At 61.8% G+C, this 20,911-nt stretch carries 20 protein-coding genes and 2 tRNA genes; 5 read left to right on the top strand and 17 right to left on the bottom strand.

The features are described from left to right. Positions 1 to 2: 2 nt before the first annotated feature. The 3 genes from PJ259_RS00705 to PJ259_RS00695 all read right to left on the bottom strand — a co-directional run bounded on the left by PJ259_RS00705 (position 3) and on the right by PJ259_RS00695 (position 3,304). Entirely contained in the window at positions 3 to 875 is an 873-nt protein-coding gene (locus PJ259_RS00705; RefSeq protein WP_059314248.1) for an ABC transporter permease, read from the bottom strand. Then, positions 862 to 1,935 carry an ABC transporter ATP-binding protein gene (locus PJ259_RS00700; RefSeq protein ID WP_271654361.1) on the bottom strand — a complete coding sequence of 358 codons (1,074 nt, stop codon included), beginning with the start codon at positions 1,933 to 1,935 and terminating at the stop codon, positions 862 to 864. Before PJ259_RS00700 ends, PJ259_RS00705 begins: the two co-directional genes overlap by 14 nt. A 223-nt stretch (positions 1,936 to 2,158) precedes the next feature. Continuing rightward, positions 2,159 to 3,304 carry an ABC transporter substrate-binding protein gene (locus PJ259_RS00695; RefSeq protein ID WP_271654360.1) on the bottom strand — a complete coding sequence of 382 codons (1,146 nt, stop codon included), beginning with the start codon at positions 3,302 to 3,304 and terminating at the stop codon, positions 2,159 to 2,161. A gap of 151 nt (positions 3,305 to 3,455) precedes the next feature. Between PJ259_RS00695 and PJ259_RS00690 the strand changes: the two genes are divergently transcribed. Together PJ259_RS00690 and PJ259_RS00685 are read left to right on the top strand one after the other, a co-directional pair. Further along, positions 3,456 to 4,349, top strand: coding sequence for a LysR substrate-binding domain-containing protein (locus tag PJ259_RS00690; protein WP_271654359.1), 894 nt, complete (start codon positions 3,456 to 3,458; stop codon positions 4,347 to 4,349). Positions 4,350 to 4,883: 534 nt separating this feature from the next. Further along, the gene (locus tag PJ259_RS00685; protein ID WP_082696299.1) at positions 4,884 to 5,135 is read left to right on the top strand and encodes a hypothetical protein; all 252 of its coding nucleotides are present in this window, start codon (positions 4,884 to 4,886) and stop codon (positions 5,133 to 5,135) included. A 405-nt stretch (positions 5,136 to 5,540) separates the two neighbouring features. On the opposite strand, the gene PJ259_RS00680 is transcribed toward PJ259_RS00685, so the two are convergent. The 10 genes from PJ259_RS00680 to PJ259_RS00635 all read right to left on the bottom strand — a co-directional run bounded on the left by PJ259_RS00680 (position 5,541) and on the right by PJ259_RS00635 (position 13,430). Further along, positions 5,541 to 5,617 (bottom strand) — tRNA-Pro (locus PJ259_RS00680). 64 nt (positions 5,618 to 5,681) lie between these two features. Beyond that, the gene (locus tag PJ259_RS00675; protein ID WP_007159195.1) at positions 5,682 to 6,041 is read right to left on the bottom strand and encodes a MerR family transcriptional regulator; all 360 of its coding nucleotides are present in this window, start codon (positions 6,039 to 6,041) and stop codon (positions 5,682 to 5,684) included. Continuing rightward, complete coding sequence (gene ihfA / locus PJ259_RS00670) at positions 6,022 to 6,324, bottom strand: integration host factor subunit alpha (RefSeq protein WP_007159196.1); 303 nt, start codon at positions 6,322 to 6,324, stop codon at positions 6,022 to 6,024. The genes PJ259_RS00675 and ihfA overlap by 20 nt, the downstream gene beginning before the upstream one ends. Positions 6,325 to 6,327: 3 nt before the next feature. Next, the gene (gene pheT, locus PJ259_RS00665; protein ID WP_271654358.1) at positions 6,328 to 8,706 is read right to left on the bottom strand and encodes a phenylalanine--tRNA ligase subunit beta; all 2,379 of its coding nucleotides are present in this window, start codon (positions 8,704 to 8,706) and stop codon (positions 6,328 to 6,330) included. 18 nt (positions 8,707 to 8,724) lie between these two features. Beyond that, a complete protein-coding gene (gene pheS / locus PJ259_RS00660) occupies positions 8,725 to 9,726 on the bottom strand; it encodes a phenylalanine--tRNA ligase subunit alpha (protein WP_007159198.1) in 1,002 nt (333 codons plus the stop codon). A gap of 96 nt (positions 9,727 to 9,822) precedes the next feature. Beyond that, entirely contained in the window at positions 9,823 to 10,179 is a 357-nt protein-coding gene (gene rplT, locus PJ259_RS00655; RefSeq protein WP_007159199.1) for a 50S ribosomal protein L20, read from the bottom strand. A gap of 30 nt (positions 10,180 to 10,209) precedes the next feature. Beyond that, positions 10,210 to 10,404, bottom strand: a complete 195-nt coding sequence (gene rpmI, locus PJ259_RS00650; protein ID WP_059227088.1) for a 50S ribosomal protein L35 — start codon at positions 10,402 to 10,404, stop codon at positions 10,210 to 10,212. Positions 10,405 to 10,465: 61 nt separating this feature from the next. Beyond that, positions 10,466 to 10,999, bottom strand: a complete 534-nt coding sequence (gene infC / locus PJ259_RS00645; RefSeq protein ID WP_059314243.1) for a translation initiation factor IF-3 — start codon at positions 10,997 to 10,999, stop codon at positions 10,466 to 10,468. Positions 11,000 to 11,019: 20 nt separating this feature from the next. Next, positions 11,020 to 12,942 carry a threonine--tRNA ligase gene (thrS, locus tag PJ259_RS00640; RefSeq protein WP_059314242.1) on the bottom strand — a complete coding sequence of 641 codons (1,923 nt, stop codon included), beginning with the start codon at positions 12,940 to 12,942 and terminating at the stop codon, positions 11,020 to 11,022. A 206-nt stretch (positions 12,943 to 13,148) separates the two neighbouring features. Beyond that, the gene (locus PJ259_RS00635; RefSeq protein WP_059314241.1) at positions 13,149 to 13,430 is read right to left on the bottom strand and encodes a hypothetical protein; all 282 of its coding nucleotides are present in this window, start codon (positions 13,428 to 13,430) and stop codon (positions 13,149 to 13,151) included. Between the two features lie 438 nt (positions 13,431 to 13,868). On the opposite strand from PJ259_RS00635, the gene PJ259_RS00630 reads away from it, so the two are divergent. Next, positions 13,869 to 14,576 (top strand): YfdX family protein, encoded by a 708-nt coding sequence (locus PJ259_RS00630; RefSeq protein ID WP_271654357.1) that lies wholly within the window; start codon positions 13,869 to 13,871, stop codon positions 14,574 to 14,576. Between the two features lie 563 nt (positions 14,577 to 15,139). Continuing rightward, on the top strand, positions 15,140 to 16,309 hold the full coding sequence (locus tag PJ259_RS00625) for an MFS transporter (RefSeq protein WP_271654356.1): 1,170 nt from the start codon (positions 15,140 to 15,142) through the stop codon (positions 16,307 to 16,309). A gap of 435 nt (positions 16,310 to 16,744) precedes the next feature. Here the strand turns inward: PJ259_RS00625 and PJ259_RS00620 are convergent. The 4 genes from PJ259_RS00620 to PJ259_RS00605 form a co-directional block, all read right to left on the bottom strand. After that, a tRNA-Val gene (locus tag PJ259_RS00620) sits at positions 16,745 to 16,821 on the bottom strand. A gap of 89 nt (positions 16,822 to 16,910) precedes the next feature. Continuing rightward, a complete protein-coding gene (locus tag PJ259_RS00615; protein WP_059314238.1) occupies positions 16,911 to 17,423 on the bottom strand; it encodes a DUF2937 family protein in 513 nt (170 codons plus the stop codon). 18 nt (positions 17,424 to 17,441) lie between these two features. Then, on the bottom strand, positions 17,442 to 18,215 hold the full coding sequence (locus PJ259_RS00610; RefSeq protein ID WP_059314237.1) for a class II glutamine amidotransferase: 774 nt from the start codon (positions 18,213 to 18,215) through the stop codon (positions 17,442 to 17,444). Positions 18,216 to 18,312: 97 nt separating this feature from the next. Further along, the gene (locus tag PJ259_RS00605; protein ID WP_271654355.1) at positions 18,313 to 18,786 is read right to left on the bottom strand and encodes an MFS transporter; all 474 of its coding nucleotides are present in this window, start codon (positions 18,784 to 18,786) and stop codon (positions 18,313 to 18,315) included. 89 nt (positions 18,787 to 18,875) lie between these two features. On the opposite strand from PJ259_RS00605, the gene PJ259_RS00600 reads away from it, so the two are divergent. Then, positions 18,876 to 20,897 (top strand): S9 family peptidase, encoded by a 2,022-nt coding sequence (locus PJ259_RS00600; RefSeq protein ID WP_271654354.1) that lies wholly within the window; start codon positions 18,876 to 18,878, stop codon positions 20,895 to 20,897. The last annotated feature ends 14 nt before the right edge of the window (positions 20,898 to 20,911 follow it).

The following is a 20,911-nucleotide window of genomic DNA, read 5'->3' as shown; positions in this document are numbered from 1 at the left end:
GATCACTCGAAGACGTGTTTGAAACGGCGCTCGGCCAACCGGCTGCAACCCACCACGATCACCAGGTTGGCGATCAGCAACAGCACCGCGATGGCGGCGCCCAGCGGCCAGTTCAGCGAACCCAGGAATTCGTCGTAGGCCGCCGTCGCCACCACCTTGAGGCGACGTCCGCCGATGATCGCGGGGGTGGCGAAGGCCGAGGCCGCCAGGGCGAAGACGATGATCGAGCCCGAGAGGATTCCCGGCACGATCTGCGGCAGCACCACCCGCCTGAAGGTCGTCATCCGCGAAGCGCCCAGCGACAGGCCGGCCTGCTCCACCTGCAGATCGAGCTTTTGCAGGCTGGCCCAGACGGCGATCACCATGAAGGGCACCAGCACATGGGTCAGCGCCAGCACGACCCCGAACTGGGTGAACATCATGCGGATCGGAAAATCGATGACGCCCAGCGCCTGCAACGCCTGGTTGATCAGCCCGTTGTTGCCCAGCAGGATGGCCCACCCCAGGGTGCGCACCACGACCGAGATGAGCAGTGGTCCGAGCACCACCAGCAGGAACAGTGACCTCCAGGGTGCCCGCATGCGAGCGATGATGAGCGTCTCCGGTACGCCGATCAGGACCGAGCAGACGGTGACGGCGAGCGCCATCCCACCCGTACGCAAGAAGATCTCGTGGAAATAGTCGTCGCCGAACACCTCCAGGTAGTTGGCGAGCGAGTACACGGGAATCACCCCCTTGGTGTCGCTGAACAGGTTCAACGACAGCATGGCCGTGAGCACCAGCGGCGCCGCCAGCAGGGTCAGGAATACTAGAAGCGCAGGGCCGGTCAGCAGCCAGGGCGCGCTGCCGACCCGTTCGGCATCATAGGTGGCCATGGGACACCTCCCGGCCGAGCAGGCGTAGGTCATCATCCAGCCAGGTCAGGCCCACCTCCTCCCCTTCCAGCGGCGGCGGCGCACCAAGATTCGGCTGCGTCAGATTCACCGGCCCCAGGGGGCTCTCGACACCGATCAGCCAGAGGTTGCCGAGGAACACCCGCATGCGCACCGTGCCGCGCAACCGGGCTTCGGCAGGATCGGCCAGGCGGATCTTTTCCGGACGCAGGTAGACGTTTACATCGCCGTCGAACTGATGCCCCTCATGAGGGACATGCAGCATCAGGCCGTCGACCTTGACCTCGTAGCAGCGTGGCTTACGAGTGTGGACGGCACCGGGGAAGGCGTTGGTCTTGCCCAGGAAGCTCGAGGCGAAGGGCGACCGGGGCCGCTCATAGGTCTCGAACGGCGAACCGATCTGTACGATGCGCCCGCCGTGCATCACCGCAATGCGATCACTCATGGTCATCGCTTCAACCTGGTCGTGGGTGACCAGGATGGTGGTGATACCCAGGTCGCGCTGGATGGCGCGCAATTCGATGTGCATGTCCTCGCGCAACTTGGCGTCGAGGTTCGACATCGGCTCGTCCAGCAACAACAGGTCCGGGCGGATCGCCAGGGCACGCGCGATGGCCACCCGCTGACGCTGCCCGCCGGACAGGGCCTTGGGATAGCGTTCGCCCAGGCCCTGCAGCCGAACCATATCGAGCGCTGACTTTACCCGCTCCGCCCTGTCGCTACGCGCCACGCCGCGCATCTCCAGACCGAAGCTGACGTTTTCGGCCACGGTCATGTGGGGGAACAGGGCATAGCTCTGGAACACCATCCCCAACCCGCGCTTTTCCGGCCGGACATGGGTGATGTCTCGCCCGTCCAGCACGATGCGTCCGGCCGTAGGCTGCACGAAACCCGCAACGCTTTGCAGCGTCGTGGTCTTGCCGCACCCCGAAGGGCCGAGCAGGGAAAGAAATTCGCCTTTCTCCACTGCCAAGTCGAGTCCAGCGATAGCGGTGAAATCACCATAGGTTTTGACGAGGCCGTCGAGGATCAGGAAAGCCATGGGCATGCCTCCGGCGATCACGAAGGCGTGATCGCTGTTCGTCCAAGGGAGGTGGGAGCAACCGATTCCTAGGGAAAACCAGCCACTCGATCAGTGAGCAGGGTCGAGCCGGACGATGACGTGAGGACTTGGCGCTGCAGCGAGCGGAGGGGTAGCCCGAGGGGCCAGTCCTCTCCATCCGCAATCCCGATGTCATGTCATCGCCGTCTGGCCGGTACGCCCGCTATCGCTCGATGGTCCTGTTCCAGCGCGTCGTCCACTCGGAACGCTTCTGGTTGATGGTGTCCCAATCGACCTTGAGCAGGCTGTCGACCTTTTCCTGGCCGTAAGGCATACGGGAAGCCAGTTCTGGCGGCAGCTTCACGGTGCGATTGACCGGCGCGAAGCCGTTACTTTCGGACTGGATCTTCTGGATTTCCGGCGACAGCACGTACTGAATGAATTGCTGGGAGAGTTCAGACTGCGCATTGGGCGTGACGGAGCAGGCGGCGACCTGAAGCGCTACGGCGCCCTCCTTCGGATAGATGAACTTGAGCGGAAAGCCGGTGTTCTGCAGTGCCACTGCACGGCCACTGCCGTACACCGCCATGAGCACATCACCGTTCTGCATCATCCCGTCCATCTCGCCCGGGGCACTGACCCAGGCCAGTACGTTAGGCGCGATCTTTTTCTCGAACACCGCGAAACCCGGATCGATGTCTTTCTCGCCGCCGCCATTCAGCCGCGCCATTTCGATCAACGAATGCAGGCCGTAGGTATTGGTGATTGGCGGCATGCCCAGCAGTTGCCGATACTTGGGATCTTCCAGATCGGTCCAGGACGTCGGGGCTGCCCATCCGCGCTTCTTGAAGGCCTCTTCGTTGTAGCCGATCCCGGTGGCGACCATACCTACTGCCGTAGCCTCAGGGCTCAGCCGCGCCAAGGGATACAGGTCCTGGTAGACAGGCGCATCCGTGAGCTTTTCGCAGAATCCCAGCTGCAGCGCCTGGTACATGGGGCCATCGTCCATCATGGCGACGTTGATCTGCTGCCGCCCCTTCTGGGCCTGCAACTTGGCCAGCGTTTCCGTCGAGTTGCCCGACACATACACGACCTTGACCCCATGCGCCTTTTCGAAGGCGGGAATGACGCGGGTCTTGTACATCTGCTCGGTGGAGCCGCCGACCCCCGCGACATACAGCGTCGTTTCGGCGTGTGCAGGCAGCGCCATGCCAGCGGTCGCTGCGGCCAACAGCAGCGCGGACAGACCCTGACGCAAGGAGATAGATGAGGTACGGACGAGATACGAACTGGTCACGGGCAATGCTCCCTTTTTTGCGTTGCGGCAGATCGAGAACGTCGTGAGGACACGACCGGAAGATCCAGGCATCCGCCTCCGAGGACATCGCGGTAACCGCCATTCGGAAACGCTTTCTTTTTATGGGGCCATTTGGCTTGTGACCGAGTATTGTCAGCCTGAACCCATAGGGTCAAATACGAAGGTACGGGTTAAGTATTCATATTTGATATGGAGAGCTCTGTTGAATCTCAGACAGATCGAAGCCTTCCGCAGCGTGATGCGTCTAGGCTCCATGACCGCGGCCGCTGAAGCCCTGCACACCTCGCAGCCCAACGTCAGCCGACTGATCGCCCAGCTGGAGCTGAGTACCGGACTCAAACTGTTCGAACGCGCGGGGGTACGGCTGATACCCACGAAGGAAGGCAGCGCCTTCTTCCAGGAGGTGGAGCGGGCCTATGTAGGGTTGGATAGCCTGCGCCAGTCGGCCAAGAACATCCGCAACCTAGGCACCGGACGCCTGCGTATCGCGGCAGTACCCTCGACTGGCCTCACGCTCATCCCCCACGTCATCAAGGACTTCGTCGCGACCCGCCCTGAGCTGACCGTCTCCCTGCACATGAACGCCTCGCCCACTGTAGTGCAGTGGGTGCAATCCCAGTTCTGCGATTTGGGTGTAGTGGTCCAGCCCAGCGACGCCGGCCCTCTGGAGACGCTGCTTATCACCCGGCTCCGCGCCGTCTGCGTCCTGCCGCCAGGCCATCGACTGGCTTCAAAGGAAGTCATCAGGGCGCAGGATCTCCACGGCGAGAACTTCGTCTCTCTCTGCCATGGTGATGGCACCCGCGAGCAGATGGACAAGGTCTTCGAGCAGGCCGGTGTCGAACGCAAGCTCGCCGTGGAAGGCCAATACAGCTCCATCACCTGCGAGATGGTCGCCGCCGGCATGGGCGCCGCCCTCATGAGTCCGAACGTTGCCCAGGATTTTCTGCACAAGGGCATCACCATCCACCGCTTCGAGCCTGAGCTATTGTTTCCCGTGTACGTCGTCGCGCCTGCGGGATTGGGCCAGACGCCGCTAGCGACGGACTTCATTCAGGCGCTGAAGAAGCATTATGCAACTCACTTCCCACACTAAGAGTTCATTTCCACGCCCTTCTTCCCGCCCGAGGAAAGCTTCTCCAGCTAGCTTTTGTTGCAAGCAGGATCATCACCGAGAGCAATAGGGTTGTTTTAACGAAACTCGTCTCGATTCTTCAAGAATGGTCAGCAGGCGATGGGCTATTCATTCGGTTAACCCAATGCGAAAGACCTGCCGCATGCTTGAGTGCGATGTGCAGACTGAGGGATGACAGCTTCCACTGCCTTCCCGCTCAGCCCAGATAGCTGAGCCCTCAACGGCTAGACGCTTAGGCTGTACAGCAGCACGCTCTTATGGGGCAGAGCTCGACTACAAGGGCACAAAAATTTACGCATCAAAATCTAGTTGGTTTCGAGCGTCTGGATTTTTAGTCGAGGCGAAGAGGGATGACACTCCTGTTTCGAACATCGAAGCACTGCAACGACCTAAGCTGCGTAGCATAGATGCTCCAGAAGATGTCCGGCCTCTCCTTCGCAGGCACTGGTCAGCTCAACGATTGTCATAACCTGTGCACACATACGAGGAGACCACATGGCTATCAATGCAGAACTCAAAGCTGAAATCTTGCGCCGCCTGTATCACTCGCATCCAGCAGGCCTGGGTAGTGAAATTCTCGATAACCATCACGGTGAAGATGCCGTTATGGACGTTCTTCAGGACCTGCAAGAGCATGGGCTGATTCATAAGGGCAACGTCCACGTCGACGCTCAAGGCGATCGCTCTTTGGTGCTACCGATAAAGCTCACCTCTGCTGGAGCAGATGCCGCTAAGGACGCTGAATGACATTAGGAGGCCCAGTATTAACGCTGGGCCTTCCTATTTCTATTAGCTAGTCCAAAGCAGCGGCTGGCCCTGAAGCAGGTTGGATTACGCTTTAGGCAGTGATCGAAGGAGCGCATCTCGAACAGGGCGCTCAAGATCGAATAAGCCGCCACAGGCGATAACGAGAACAGCTGCGCAGGTAATGCCGAGCTCTACTGAGCTGGATGTCTCTATACGTCGTTACCAGTGAGCAGGCGGGGTGGAAGACTCAGTAAGGTAGGTATGCCTATAACCAGCAATACTCTTGCAGCAACCCGGTCGAAAGCTACCAGGAACCCTACCCCAGCGAATCGCCAGCTGATTTTGATTTAGCTCCAGAAACGAAAAAGGCCCAAGCCACTAAGTGCTTGAGCCTCATCGTTAATTTGGTCGGGACGGAGTGATTCGAACACTCGACCCCTTGCACCCCATGCAAGTGCGCTACCAGGCTGCGCTACGCCCCGACTGTGTTCCTCTAGGGAACGGCGTGCATCTTACTGCAACACTTTGATTAATGGAAGCTTTTTTTCACTTCTTCAGCACGACGAGGACTTCTTCGAGTTCGCTGATCATCTGGCGGATGAGCTGGTGGTACTGCGAACCCTCGTCACGGGTCTCATCGCCCTGGGTGAGGCGCTGGCGCGCCCCGCCGATGGTGAAGCCTTCGTTGTACAGCAGCGAGCGGATCTGGCGGATCATCAGCACGTCGTGGCGCTGGTAGTAGCGCCGGTTGCCGCGGCGCTTCACCGGGTTCAGCTGGGGAAATTCCTGCTCCCAGTAGCGCAGCACGTGCGGTTTGACCAAGCAGAGGTCGCTCACCTCACCGATGGTGAAGTAGCGCTTGCCCGGTATGACCGGCAGTTCGTCGTTATGACTTGGTTCCAGCATAGGCCTCGACCCTGGCTTTCAGTTTCTGCCCGGGGCGGAAGGTCACCACACGGCGTGCCGTGATGGGTATCTCCTCCCCTGTCTTGGGATTGCGTCCGGGGCGCTGGCGCTTGTCGCGCAGGTCGAAGTTGCCGAAACCGGACAACTTGACCTGCTCGTTGCTTTCGAGCGCATGACGAATTTCTTCGAAGAACAGTTCGACCAATTCCTTGGCTTCACGTTTGTTCAGACCGAGCTCTTCAAACAGACGTTCGGCCATCTCAGCTTTCGTCAGGGCCCCCATGCGCTATTTCCTTAAGGTGGCGTTGAACCTTCTTTCCAGAGAAACGAGGATTTTCTGCGTCGTTTCGTTGACTTCTTCATCGGTTAATGTGCGCGATGGATGTTGCAAGGTCAAGCCGATGGCGACGCTTTTTCTATGTGGATCAATGCCTTTGCCTTGATAGACGTCGAACAGACGCAGCTCCTTGAGGCCTTCTCCGGCGTTTTCGCGGATGTCGGCCAGGAGGTCGCCTGCGGCTACGCTTTCGTCCACCACCAGTGCCAGGTCACGACGCACTTCCGGGAAGCGCGACAGCTCGCCAAAGCGCGGCAGGCTGCCAGTGGTCAGTGCATCAAGCACCAGCTCGAAGAGGAACACCGGACGATCCACGTCCAGTTCGCGCGCCACTTCCGGATGCAGGGCGCCCAGGTAGCCGACTGGCTGCCCTGCCCTTTCGATCAGCGCGGTCTGCCCTGGATGCAACGCCGGATGCTCGCCTGCGACGAAACGGAAGTCAGTACCCGCACCAGACTGGGCCAGCAGCGCCTCGACATCGGCCTTGACGTCGAAGAAGTCCACCGCCTCACGCCCGGACGACCAGCTTTCTGGCAGACGCGAGCCGCAGACGGCACCAGCCAGGACGTTTTCCTGCACCAGGCCTTCCAGCTGACCAACGAATCTTAGACCCGACTCGAACAGCCGGACGCGGTCCTGCTGACGGTTGAGGTTATACTGCACGGCCTTGACCAGACCCGACCACAGCGACGAGCGCATGGCGGCCATGTCGGTGGAGATGGGATTGGCCAGCATCACCGGCTGGGCCTCAGGGGCGAATAGACGGAAGGTCTTTTCGTCGATGAAGCTGTAGGTGATGGCTTCCTGGTAACCACGGGCCACCAGCAGGCGACGCAGCTGGCTCAGCTCGCCTTTGCTTTCAGGCAGGGGCTGGGGCGCCAGGCGGGCCTGGGGGAAGCGGATCGGCAGCTGGTTGTAGCCATAGAGGCGCGCCAGTTCTTCGATCAGGTCCACTTCGATGCTGATGTCGAACCTGTGGCTGGGCACACCTACCTGCCAGCGACCGACTTCCAGACGGGCCACGGCCAGACCCAGACCACTGAGCAGACGCTCGACCTGGGCGTCATCCAGGGTCAGACCCAGGACGCGCTCGATGCGCTCGGCGCGCAGCAGGATCGGCTCGACCTGCGGCAGGTGCTCGGCACTGACCGCCTCGATGACCGGACCCGGTTCGCCGCCGCCGATGTCCAGCAGCAGACGGGTCGCCCGCTCCATGGCCTTGCGCGCCAGCTCGAAGTCCACGCCCCGCTCGAAGCGGTGGGAGGAATCGGTGTGCAGGCCATAGGAGCGGGCCTTGCCGGCCACGGCGATGGTGTCGAAGAAGGCGCTTTCCAGGAACAGATCCCGGGTTCCGGCGGCCACACCACTGTGCTCGCCACCCATGACGCCAGCGATGGCCAGGGCGCGTTCGTGGTCGGCGATCACCAGGGTGTCGTTGCGCAGCTCGATGTCCTGGCCATCCAGCAGCACCAGGCGCTCGCCGGCATCGGCCAGGCGCACGCGGATGCCGCCCTTGATCTGGTCCAGATCGAAGGCATGCATGGGCTGACCCAATTCGAGCATCACGTAGTTGGTGACGTCGACGGCGGCGTCGATGCTGCGCACGCCGCTGCGGCGCAGGCGCTCGACCATCCAGTCCGGGGTCTGACGAGACAGGTCGACGTTCTTCACCACGCGACCCAGGTAGCGCGGGCAGGCCTGGGGGGCCAGCACCTCGACCGGACGGGTCTCCTGGTGAGTAGCCGCTACGGCCTCGACCTGCATCGGCTCGACTTGGGCGTTGTAGAGGGCCCCTACTTCCCGCGCCAGACCGGCAATGGACAGACAGTCACCACGGTTGGGCGTCAGGTCGACGTCGATGATGGCGTCGTCCAGCTGCAGGTAGCTGCGGATGCTCTCGCCCACCGGCGCACCGGCGGGCAGCTCCAACAGGCCGCTGTTGTCATCGCTGATCTGCAGTTCGCTGGCCGAGCAGAGCATGCCGTGGGATTCCACGCCGCGCAGCTTGGCCTTCTTGATGGTGAAGTCACCGGGCAGCGTGGCGCCGACGGTGGCGAAAGGCACCTTGAGGCCCGCGCGCACATTGGGCGCCCCGCAGACCACCTGGAAGGATTCCTGACCGTTGCTGACCTGGCAGACATTGAGCTTGTCGGCATCGGGATGACGCTCAACGGAGACGACCTCGCCGACGATGACGCCCTGGAAGCTCCCGGCCGCCGCTTCGACGCCGTCCACTTCCAGGCCGGCCATGGACAGCCGGGCAACCAGATCCTCGTGCGTAGCCGCAGGGTTCACCCAGCTACGCAGCCATTGTTCACTGAATTTCATAGGACTCCCGTCTGGCAGCTAGCGGAATTGCGCCAGGAAGCGCAGATCGTTGTCGAAGAAGAGGCGCAGGTCGTTGACCCCGTAGCGCAGCATGGCCAGGCGCTCGGCGCCCATGCCAAAGGCGAAGCCCTGGTACTTCTCCGGATCGATGCCGGCCATGCGCAGGACATTGGGATGGACCATGCCGCAGCCCAGCACTTCGAGCCAGCGCGAAGCCGGTTCGCCGTCGCGGCTCGGGCGGCGGATATCCACCTCGGCAGACGGTTCGGTGAAGGGGAAGTAGGAGGGACGGAAGCGGACTTCCAGCTCTTCCTCGAAGAATTCGCGCAGGAAGGTCACCAGGGTGCTCTTGAGATCGGCGAAGCTGACTTCCTCGTCGATCACCAGGCCCTCGACCTGATGGAACATGGGCGAGTGGGTCTGATCGCTATCGCAACGATAGACGCGACCCGGGCAGATGATGCGGATCGGCGGCTGCTGGCTCTCCATGGTGCGGATCTGCACCGGCGAGGTGTGGGTGCGCAGCAGCATGTTGGCGTTGAAGTAGAAGGTATCGTGCATCGCCCGCGCCGGGTGGTGGCCGGGGATGTTGAGCGCCTCGAAATTATGGTAGTCGTCTTCGATCTCGGGACCGGTGGCGACGCCATAGCCGATGTTGGCGAACAGGCGCTCGATACGTTCCAGGGTACGGGTGACCGGATGCAGGCCGCCAGAGGCCTGACCACGACCGGGTAGGGTCACGTCGATACGTTCCGCAGCGAGGCGAGCGGCCAGGGCGGCCTGCTCCAGCGTCGCCTTGCGGCTGTTGATTGCGTCCTGGACACGTTCCTTGGCGGCGTTGATCAGGGCGCCAGCCTGGGGACGCTCCTCCGCCGTGAGGTGGCCCAGGGTCTTCATGATCTGGGTCAGTTCACCCTTCTTGCCCAGGTAGTTGACCCGGAGCTGTTCCAGGGCATTGGTGTCTTCGGTGAGCCGCACGGCCTCCAGGGCTTGGGAGACCAGCGCATCCAGGTTTTCCATCTAGGGACTCCAGATACAAAATAGGGGAAGAGCTATGAGGCTCTTCCCCTATTGATAACGTTGCTTCGCGCCAGAGGCGCGAGATTGCCGGGGGGCTTAAGCCAGCGAAGCTTTAGCTTTCTCGACAATCGCAGCAAACGCCGCTTTTTCGTTCACGGCCAGATCGGCCAGTACCTTACGGTCGATCTCGATGGCCGCTTTCTTCAGGCCGGCGATCAGACGGCTGTAGGACAGACCGTTGATACGAGCACCAGCGTTGATACGAGCGATCCACAGAGCGCGGAACTGACGCTTCTTCTGACGGCGGTCACGGTAGGCGTATTGGCCTGCCTTGATTACCGCTTGCTTAGCGACGCGGAAGACGCGCGAACGGGCACCGTAGTAGCCTTTTGCGAGCTTCAGGATTTTCTTGTGACGGCGACGAGCGATAACGCCACGCTTAACACGAGCCATGAGTAACTTCCTCTAAATTCTTGACCAGGATTAACGAAGGCGCAGCATGCGCTCGACCTTTTGGACGTCGGATGCATGCATCAGCGACGTACCGCGCAGCTGACGCTTACGCTTGGTGGTCATCTTGGTCAGGATGTGGCTCTTGAAGGCGTGCTTGTGCTTGATGCCGCCAGCAGTCTTCTTGAAGCGCTTCGCAGCGCCGCTTTTGGTTTTCATCTTTGGCATGTTCGGATACTCCGCATTGAGTGATTACGCATAACCGCAAGGCCTGCCAGTGCCCTGGTGGTTACTTTTTCTTCTTGGGGGCGATGACCATGATGAGTTGGCGTCCTTCCATCTTAGGATGCTGCTCAACGGTGCCGTGTTCGACGAGGTCAGCTTCGACCCGCTTCAACAGCTCCATGCCCAGCTCCTGGTGGGCCATCTCCCGGCCGCGAAATCTCAACGAGATCTTGGCCTTGTCCCCCTCGGTTAGGAAACGTACCAGGTTGCGTAGTTTTACCTGGTAATCCCCTTCTTCCGTCCCTGGACGAAACTTGATTTCTTTGACCTGAGCCTGCTTCTGGTTCTTCTTCGCCGCCGCGACTTGCTTCTTCTTCTCGAAGACGTGCTTGCCGTAGTCCATGATCCGGCAGACCGGAGGGAGGGCGTCGGCGGTGATTTCCACCAGATCCAGCTTGGCTTCTTCGGCAGCCTGCAGGGCCTCCTGAATGGAGACGATGCCTACTTGCTGTCCATCGGCGCCAATAAGGCGAACTTCCCGGGCGGTGATATTTTCGTTGATCGGTGCCCGGGGGGCTGCTCGCTTGTCTTGTCTCATGTCACGCTGCTTGATAGTGATTACTCCGAATCTTGCCGGCCACGCCGGGAAACCGCTTGCGTGAGCAGCTCGCGGAAACGCTCAACGGGCATGGAGCCCAGGTCGACGCCTTCGCGGGTACGCACGGCAACGGATCGTGTCTCAACCTCCCGGTCTCCAATGACGAGGAGATAGGGAACCTTGAGCAAAGTATGCTCGCGGATTTTAAAGCCGATCTTCTCGTTTCTCAAGTCGGCTTTGGCCCGGAAGCCCTCAGCGTTCAATTCGCCGACGACCTGCTGGGCAAAATCGGCCTGTTTGTCGGTGATATTGAGCACCACCGCCTGGGTCGGGGCGAGCCACGCCGGGAACAGACCGGCATAGTGCTCGATGAGCATGCCGATGAAACGCTCGAAGGAACCGAGGATGGCGCGGTGCAGCATCACCGGACGCTGACGGCTGTTGTCCTCGGAGATGTAGCTGGCGTCGAGGCGCTCCGGCAGGTTCGGATCGTACTGCAGAGTACCACACTGCCATTGACGGCCCAGGCAATCCTTGAGGGTGAACTCGATCTTCGGTCCGTAGAAGGCACCCTCGCCGGGCTGATATTCCCAGTCCAGACCCGAGGCATCCAGTGCATCGGCCAGGGCCTTCTCGGCGCGATCCCACAGCTCTTCGGAACCGACGCGCTTGGCCGGCCGGGTAGAGAGCTTCATGATCACGTCGGTGAAACCGAAGTCGGCATAGACCTGCAGGGTCAACTTGATGAAGTTGTCGGCTTCCTGCTTGACCTGCTCCTCGGTACAGAAGATGTGGGCGTCATCCTGGGTGAAGCCCCGCACGCGCATGATGCCGTGCAAGGCACCGGACGGCTCATTGCGGTGGCAGGCACCGAACTCGGCCAGGCGCAGCGGCAAGTCGCGGTAGGACTTCAGCCCCTGATTGAACACCTGCACGTGGCAGGGGCAATTCATCGGCTTGATCGCAAAGTCACGACTTTCCGAGGCCGTGGTGAACATGCCTTCGGCGTAGTTGGACCAGTGACCCGAGCGCTCCCACAGCACGCGATCGACCACCTGGGGCGTCTTGATCTCCTGATACCCGTGCTCGCGCTGAACCTTGCGCATGTACTGCTCGAGTACCTGGTAGACGGTCCAGCCATTGGCGTGCCAGAACACCATGCCGGGTGCTTCTTCCTGCAGGTGGAAGAGGTCGAGTTGCTTGCCGATGCGGCGATGGTCGCGCTTCTCGGCTTCCTCGATGCGCTGGATATAGGCCGCCAGCTGCTTCTTGTCCGCCCAGGCGGTGCCATAGATACGTTGCAGCTGCTCGTTCTTGGCGTCGCCACGCCAGTAGGCGCCGGACAGCTTGGTCAGCTTGAAGGCCTTGAGGAAGCGGGTGTTGGGCACGTGCGGGCCCCGGCACATGTCGACGTATTCCTCGTGGTAGTACAGGCCCATGGCCTGCTCCTCGGGCATGTCGTCGATCAGGCGCAGCTTGTACTCCTCACCCCGGGCCTTGAACACCTCGATGACCTCGGCGCGCGGCGTCATCTTCTTGATAACGTCGTAGTCCTTGTCGATCAGCTCGCGCATCCGCGTCTCGATGGCCGACAGGTCGTCGAGGGTGAAGGGACGCTCGAAGGCGATGTCGTAGTAGAAGCCTTCGTCGATCACCGGGCCAATGACCATCCTGGCGGTCGGAAACAGCTGCTTGACCGCATGACCCACCAGGTGGGCGCAGGAATGGCGGATGATCTCCAGGCCGTCCTCGTCCTTGGCGGTGATGATCTGCAGGTTGGCATCCTGCTCGATGAGATCGCTGGCATCGCGCAGCTGGCCGTCGACGCGACCGGCGATGGTGGCCTTGGCAAGACCGGCACCAATGGACTGGGCAACTTCGGCTACGGTGACGGGCTTGTCGAATGGACGTTGGCTACCGTCGGGGAGAGTAATGACAGGCATGGCGCCTCCTCAACTCAGTGGTGACCCATACCAAGGGCCACATGGTGGGATTGGCCAGTAAGCAGCCGCACCGCTGGAAATCCCGCCGCACAGTGGCAGGGCCGCAAGGCATTCCGGGCGACGCGAAAGGATCACTGGAAAGTTTGGGACGGAAATCCTTTCAGAAACCGAGACCTGGCGCAACCTCGCCAGGGACTGTCGTCTGCTTAACGGGCCGCGTCGGGGTACTTCTTGAGGAACTGCTTCTGCATTTCCTGGCAGTTTTCCATCAGCGCCTGGCGATCGGCCGGCGAGGTTTCCGGCGCATTGGCCCGCGCCAGGCACTGGTCGATGGCCTGCTGCTCGTTGGCGCGGCTGACCGGCGTCGCATTGTGGCGATAGACGTAGATGATGGAGCCGAAGACCACGACCGCGAACAGGATCGACAGCAGGATCAATCCCAGGCAACCACCCTTGCCGATCTGCCGCCCTTCACCACCTTGAGTCATCACCTGCTCCTCGCTGCACCGGCCCCCTTCTCGCCTCTGGCGAATCGTCTGGCGGCCCAAGAAAAATCGTCAGCCAGTCTACGTGAAAAGCCGGACCGCCACGACCGAGGCAAGAGGTCACAGCTTGACCAGGACACCACCCGGTCAGGCGCTCTATAAAAGAGCCACTTGAAGACCGAATTTCCTACGCTCCGAATGAAGGTCATTCTTCCATCAAAGATGGCCTTGATTGAGCGCGCGCAAAAAGTACTCACGCCCGCTCAAATAGTTGAAAGCCCTGTAGTACGACGTCGTTCAGCCCTCATTCAAGAAGCACGCCGCCGCTATTAATCCAATGTTAAGCGATTCGGCGGAATATCGATTCCAGGCACTACAGAACTTGGTTCTGGTACCTGAGCGATAGCCTTACTTCAATTGCATATCCGCTGGAGGCAGCAAATGAACGTCAAGAATAAACTGGCAAAAAGCATGCTGGTCGTCGCCATCGTAGCCGCCTGCTCGTCTGCGGCCTTCGCCGCCACTCAAGCGCCCTCGCCGAGCGAACTGGGTAGCTTTCAGGCCCTATCCACCCAAGGCCAAAGAGCCTTCACCGACATCTCCGCTGCGCGCGTGGAACTGTTCCAAGGTCACACCACGAAAGCCGTGGCCCATGTCAAGGATGCCCAGCAGGCACTCAAACTTGCGCAGTCGGATAATACTGCACTCAAAAAAGCCGCAAGTGACTTGAAGGTCAAGGACAACCAAGGCAAAGCCGATACCAGCACCACCGTAACGTCCTGGCTACCGATATGGGGTGATACCGTGGTGCAAGACAGTTATATGGCCAACCCACAGAAAGTGAAGGCAGTCGCCGACGCCAATAGCAAACTCAAACATGGGGACGCCAAGGGCGCTGCGGAAACCCTGCGACTGGCCGGCGTGGATATCGACACCACCATCGCCTTGGCACCACTCAAGCAGACCATCACCGACCTCGATCAGGCGGCCAAGCAGTTGGCCAGTGACAAGTTCTATGAAGCCAACCTGACGCTCAAGCAAGCTCAGGATGAGGTGCGCTACGCGTCGACAGCCATGGACTTCACGGCGAACAAGCACGGACTGCAACCGGCCGGCTCCTTCACCGAGACCGTTACCCCAAGCAGCTGATGGCCCGACCTGGGCAAACAGGACGATCGTAAGGTCGCCCCGTTAAACGACCCGATGCCCAGCAAGCCCGCATCGATCACAGCGTGCAGCATGGGCAAACACAAAAAGGGCGACCTCTGGGATTGCCCTTTTCCATTACCCACCACCGATGCGGATTTTTTTGCCAGGCCTGACTGGACCCAACCATACCCCTTCTGCAAAAAACGCCTCAGAGAGCCCTGTCCTCAACCGCCGACGCCCAAAACCTGACGGTGCCCAGACATAGGCTGTCGCTGCAGGAGAAGCCGTCGGTTTGCTATTGCACCTGAGCGTGTCGCCATACTGAAGCTCCGCTCCGCCCACAGATTCGCACAGGCCTTCACCTCCCCTCCCCCTAGGCAGAGCTACCAGGTCCTGCCTATGCCTCGACGCCAGTCCGCTCGAATCAGGCATGGCCGTCTAGCTCTGCGCATACAGCCACAACATGCACGATTGTGCGCATTCTTGCTTAATGATGCATGATCAGCTAACACTGGTATGAAGTGTTATCACCTCTATTGCCACCTTTTTCCGGAGTCCCTCCAATGCAACACGTGCAACTCGCCGCCCAACAGCCTTCGGGAGCGATCGAGCAATGGGCGACCCGAGCGGGCTTCCTCATTGCGGGTTCTGCCATGGCCGCGTGGGCACCCTTGGTGCCCGTTGCCAAGGCAAGGATCGGCGCCGATGACTCAACGCTTGGCCTTCTGCTGCTTTGCCTAGGCCTGGGATCCATTGTCGCGATGCCTATCGTCGGCATCCTCGCCAGCCGCTTTGGGTGCCGCGCGGTGATCGCGACCAGCTCGGTGGCACTCGCCCTGGTGCTGCCCCTGCTTGCCCTCGCCGATTCGATTTTCGGCATGGCCATAGCCCTGGCCTTGTTCGGGGCAAGCGTTGGCGCCCTGGACGTCGCCATCAACATTCAGGCCGTGATGGTCGAAAAGGACAGCGGTCGCAACATGATGTCCGGCTTCCACGGCCTGTTCAGTGTCGGCGGGATTGTCGGCGCCGGCGGCATGAGCGTTCTGCTGGGAGCTGGAACGCAACCGCTGGTTGCGACCCTGGTGTTCAGCGCGCTGCTGATCGTTCTACTCGCGGCTTCAATCAAGGGTCTGCTGCCCTACGGCAATCACGACGCCGGGCATACCCCGCTGTTCACGCTGCCGCGCGGGATCGTCGCCTTCATCGGCTTGCTCTGTTTTCTGATTTTTCTCGGTGAAGGCGCGATCCTGGACTGGAGCGCCCTGTTCCTGATCAATGCGCATGGCGTCGATCCGGCACAGGCCGGCTTCGGTTACACGGTATTCGCGCTGGCGATGACCATTGGCCGCCTGACCGGCGACTGGATCGTGAAGACGCTGGGCGGCCTGAAAGTGGTCGTAGGCGGCGGTCTACTCGCCGCGGCAGGCTTCCTGATGGCGGTCCTGGCACCCACCCAGCCCTTTGCCTTCGCCGGCTTTCTACTGGTTGGCCTTGGGGCTTCCAACATCGTCCCCGTGCTTTTCAGTGCCGCCGGAAGGCAGACCCGGATGCCCGCAAGCCACGCCATTGCAGCGATCACCACCATCGGCTACGCCGGTATTCTCATCGGTCCGGCCACGATCGGCTTCGTCGCGCAGCACTGGAGCCTGAGTGCAGCGCTGCTGTTGGTGGGTGGCGGGATGGCGTTCGTTGCCCTCACGTGGCCAATGACCGCCCGGCAGCAAGACGCCTAGCGCTTCGCATTCCTGGGCGGGCAAAGACCCTGGCCCAGCAGCACGCCGCTGGAATGACTCAGGTCATGAAGAATCGCCAGCGGCTTGCCGCGAGGACCTGGCGGCCACTCCTGGATAGCAGGCGACGGCAGAATGGCCGAGCCGCGCTATTGGCCTGGCGCCGGTCACTGCCCCACCGTCCCCGTGGCCCGGGCAACAGGCGCCTGGCTCATGACCCTTCTCCGGCGGAACACGCCGATCACTCAGGCGCCATGCCGATCCGGATGTGATTCGCCAGAATCAGGGCGGATACGGCGAACTGGTCATCGAGCCCCAGTCACCAGGACGGATCTGAAGCGCTGACCGCTGGCGCTTCCCCCAACCCATACCCAAACGAAAAAAGGCGACCCTTTCGGATCGCCTTTTTTCTTACCCGCCAGCAGTGCGGGTTTTGTTTGGTAGGCACGATTGGATTCGAACCAACGACCCCCACCATGTCAAGGTGGTGCTCTAACCAACTGAGCTACGTGCCTGCTGTGGGTGCGCATTCTACAGCGCGGGAGATGAGCGTCAAGCCCTTTTTTTCCGCTAAACACCTGAAAACGTGAAATATTTTTTTGACCTAGGCAAGACGCCGCGCCGGACGCCGCGGATAGAGCAGGATCGAAAGCCAAAGCGCCAGGGTTTCCACCGTCACGGCCAGCACCAGGCCCAGCCCTACCCCCCAGCCGATGGCCTCAGGCGTGAGCACTACCTGATAACGGTACTGCCGCAGGGTTTCGTCACGCAGCTCCGGATTGGGTCGAACCAGGATATGCCAGGCTCGCTGGTACCAGGGGCCTTGCAGCGCCTGCCATTCTTCGTTGAAGAGCGCATTGCGCCGCATCAGGACGGCGAGGCTGTCGGCATCGCTGCGAAAAACCGGATCCTCACTGGTCTGATAGTGGGCCAGCAGGCCGTCGAGACTGCCCTCGAAATATTGTTGCGCGGTCCGCCGGAAGCCGCCCAGGGCCTGATCGGACTCCAGGCGATGGGCGTCCACGCGCTGCTCGTAATCGAGCATGAAGCCGGGAATCTGCACCCCCACCAGCAAGGCCAGGGTGAACAACAGCAGACGAATATAACTACGCAGCATCGCGGGGAGGCTTCCTGTTCAAACGCGGCCTTGGGTGACGATCTCGCCATTCCACCAGAGATGCCATTCCCCTGGCTGGTGCAGGGTCCAGACCTCATCGCAGGTCAGGGGTTCGGTGGCCATGATGGTGACGACATCATCCGGCGTGGTTTCGGCCTTGAAGTCGATGTGGACTTCCGCATCACGCAACTGTGCCGGACCGAAGGGGGCGCGGCGGGTGATATGGGCCAGCTTGGTGGTGCAGAAGCTGAACAGCCAGTCGCCGTCGCTGAGCAGACAGTTGAAGACACCCTTCTTGCGAAAGCCGTCGCAGGCATTCACCAGCTGCGGCAGCAGCATCTCGACCGGCACCGGTTCGGGAAAGCGCTCGCGGACCTGATCCAGCAGGCTGCAAAAGGCCGCTTCACTGTCGGTATCGCCCACCGGGCGATAGAAGCGCGGCTCGGGATGGAAATCCTGCAGCTGGCCATTGTGGGCGAAGCTCCAGTAGCGCCCGCCCAGCTCGCGCACGAAGGGGTGGGTATTGGCCAGATTGACCGCGCCCACGTTGGCGTGACGGATATGGCCGATCACCGTATGGCTCTTGATCGGATAGCCCTGGACCAGCTTGGCCACCTCGGAATCGGCACCCGGCAGGGCATCCTTGAACAGGTGCAGGCCCCTCCCCTCATAGAAGGCGACGCCCCAGCCGTCCCGGTGCGGGCCGGTACGGCCGCCACGCTGCATCAGACCCTGGAGACTGAAGACCAGATCCGTGGGCACGTTGGCACTCATGCCCAGCAATTCGCACATGTCCGTCCCTCCGGGTGGCTGCCTGGTTCAACGGCGACTGCAGCCGCTGCCCTTCGCGGTCATGCTGCAGGGGTGACGCCGAGTGCGCAAGCCTGGATTACAGACGCGGTTCCACGCGCTCGCTGCGGCCTCGGGGTTCGCGGCGCTCAGCCGGCGCTGCCGGGTCGCGCAGGGCCGCCGCCGATTCGGGCTGAGGACCATCCGCCGGCGCTTCCGCAGCGACCGGGGCGGAGCGCGGATGCGAGCGGCGGTAGAGCCAGCGGCACAGGACGAAGATCAGGTAGAGCACCACACCGATGGTGCCAGCGGCGGCCAGGTTGGCGACCGCCGACCAGGCGCTGTTGCCGACCTTGAACACCAGATCCAGCACCGTCACCGCGATCGCTGGCGCATAGAGGCCGTGCTCGGCATCCACCATGGCGGGCGTCACCAGCAGCACGGCCACCACCAGGCGCAGGGGTTCACGCAGCCAGCGCCAGAGCCAGCCGGTGGCCTTGAAAGACACCACCAACAACAGCAGCGCGGCGATGGCGTAGACGGCCCAGGCGATCAGGTACTCTTGCTCGGTCATTGCGATCCATGGCGATAGCGGAAAGGAGAAGCCTATGATAGCGGTTTTGCCCCGCCCGCGTGTCTTTGCGCGGCGCCCAAGGAGCTCGCATGACCCAAGCCCCCACCGCCCGCCGCGCCCCTGGCGACGACCCCTACGTCTGGCTGGAAAGCCGTGACGCCCCCGAGGTGCTGGCTCACCTGGAGGCTGAGAACGCCTACCTGGAAGCCCAGCTGGCACCCGAGGCCGCCCTGCGTGAGCAGCTGTTCGAGGAGATCCGCGCGCGCATTCGCGAAACGGATCTGTCCCTACCCGTCCCCCGCAGCGACTATCTCTACTATCAGCGTACCCAGGCCGGTGACGAATACGGTCGCAACTATCGCTGCCGCCGCCCGGCCGATGGCGACCTGACGCCTGATCCTGCGACCGAGGAATTGCTGTTCGACGGCAATGCCATCGCCGACGGTGGCTTTCTCTCCGTCGGCCGCTTCACCATCAGCCCGGACCAGACCCGACTCGCCTACAGTCTGGACCAGGTCGGCGATGAGACCTATCGACTCTATGTGAAGGAGCTGGCCACCGGCGCGGTGACCGAACTGCCCTTCGAGGAATGCGATGGCAGCCTGACCTGGGCCAATGACAGCCGCACCCTGTTCTTTGGCGAGCGCGATGAATCCCATCGCCCCCACAAGCTCTATCGCTACCACCTGGGCGATGCCGAACCGCAACTGGTCTTCCACGAGACCGACGGCCGCTTCTTCCTGGGCTGCTATCGCTCGAGCTCGGAACGCAAGCTGTTGCTGCTGTCCCACAGCAAGACCACCAGCGAGGCCTGGGTACTGGACGCGGATCGGCCGGATGAAGCCTTCGTCTGCCTGGCACCGCGCGAAGAAGGCCATGAGTACTTCCCTGATCATGGCGTCGACGGCTGGTATGTGCGCAGCAACCAGGACGGCATCAACTTCGCGCTCTACCAGGCCGCCGAAGAGAGCCCGACGCGGTCGCACTGGCAACTGCTCGTGCCCCACGACCCCGAGGTGATGCTGGAGGATGCCAGCCTCGGCGCCCAGGCGCTGGTGCTGAGCCTGCGTACGGCAGGATTGCCGATTCTGGAAGTTCGTCCCTACGGCCAGGCGCCCTATCGGGTCGACCTGCCGGACGAGGTCTACAGCCTCGATGCCATGGACGTGCTGGAATTCAACAGCCCGGTCATGCGCCTGCGCTACGAAGCGCTCAATCGCCCGGCGGAAGTCCGCGAGCTGGATCTCGCCAGCGGCGCCCAGCGGGTACTCAAGCAGGTCCCGGTGGAAGGCCCCTTTGACGCCGATGCCTATGAAAGCCGCCGCCTTTGGGCCACCGCCGCCGATGGCACGCGCATTCCCATCAGTCTGGTCGGTCGTCGCGATCTGCCGCAGAGCGCCCCGCTGTACCTCTATGGCTATGGCGCCTATGGCCACAGCCTCGACCCCTGGTTCTCCCACGCGCGCCTGAGTCTGCTGGATCGCGGCGTGCGCTTCGCCATCGCCCATGTCCGCGGTGGTGGCGAGCTGGGCGAGGCCTGGTATCGCAGCGGCAAGCTGGAACACAAGCAGAACACCTTCGACGACTTCATCGCCTGCACCGAGCATCTGCTCGATCAGGGCCTGACGACGCCGCAACAGGTGGTCATCAGCGGCGGCAGCGCGGGCGGCCTGCTGATCGGCGCGGTACTCAACCAGCGTCCCGAACTCTACGCTGGCGCCATCGCCGAGGTGCCCTTCGTCGATGTACTCAACACCATGCTCAAGCCGGATCTACCGCTGACCGTAACCGAATACGACGAATGGGGCGATCCGAACGAACCGGAGGTGCGCGACCGCATTGCCAGCTATGCCCCCTATGAAAACGTGAAGGCCCAGGCCTATCCAGCCATTCTGGCGGTGGCGGGTTATCACGACACCCGGGTGCAATATTGGGAAGCCGCCAAGTGGGTGGCGCGGCTGCGCGAACTGCGCACCGACCAGGCGCCGCTACTGCTGCTCAAGACCGAATTCGGCGCCGGCCACGGGGGCATGAGTGGCCGTTACCAGGCCTTGCGCGACGTGGCCCTGGAATACGCCTTCGTCTTCCGGGTACTGGGCCTGACCGGCTAGGGAACGGCGGGGGC

It is taken from the genome of Pseudomonas sp. JBR1, from assembly GCF_028198185.1.
Lineage (GTDB): Bacteria > Pseudomonadota > Gammaproteobacteria > Pseudomonadales > Pseudomonadaceae > Chryseomonas > Chryseomonas oryzihabitans_E.
The sequence above is the reverse complement of the archived record's forward strand: the minus strand, read 5'-3'. Positions and strand labels throughout refer to the sequence as shown.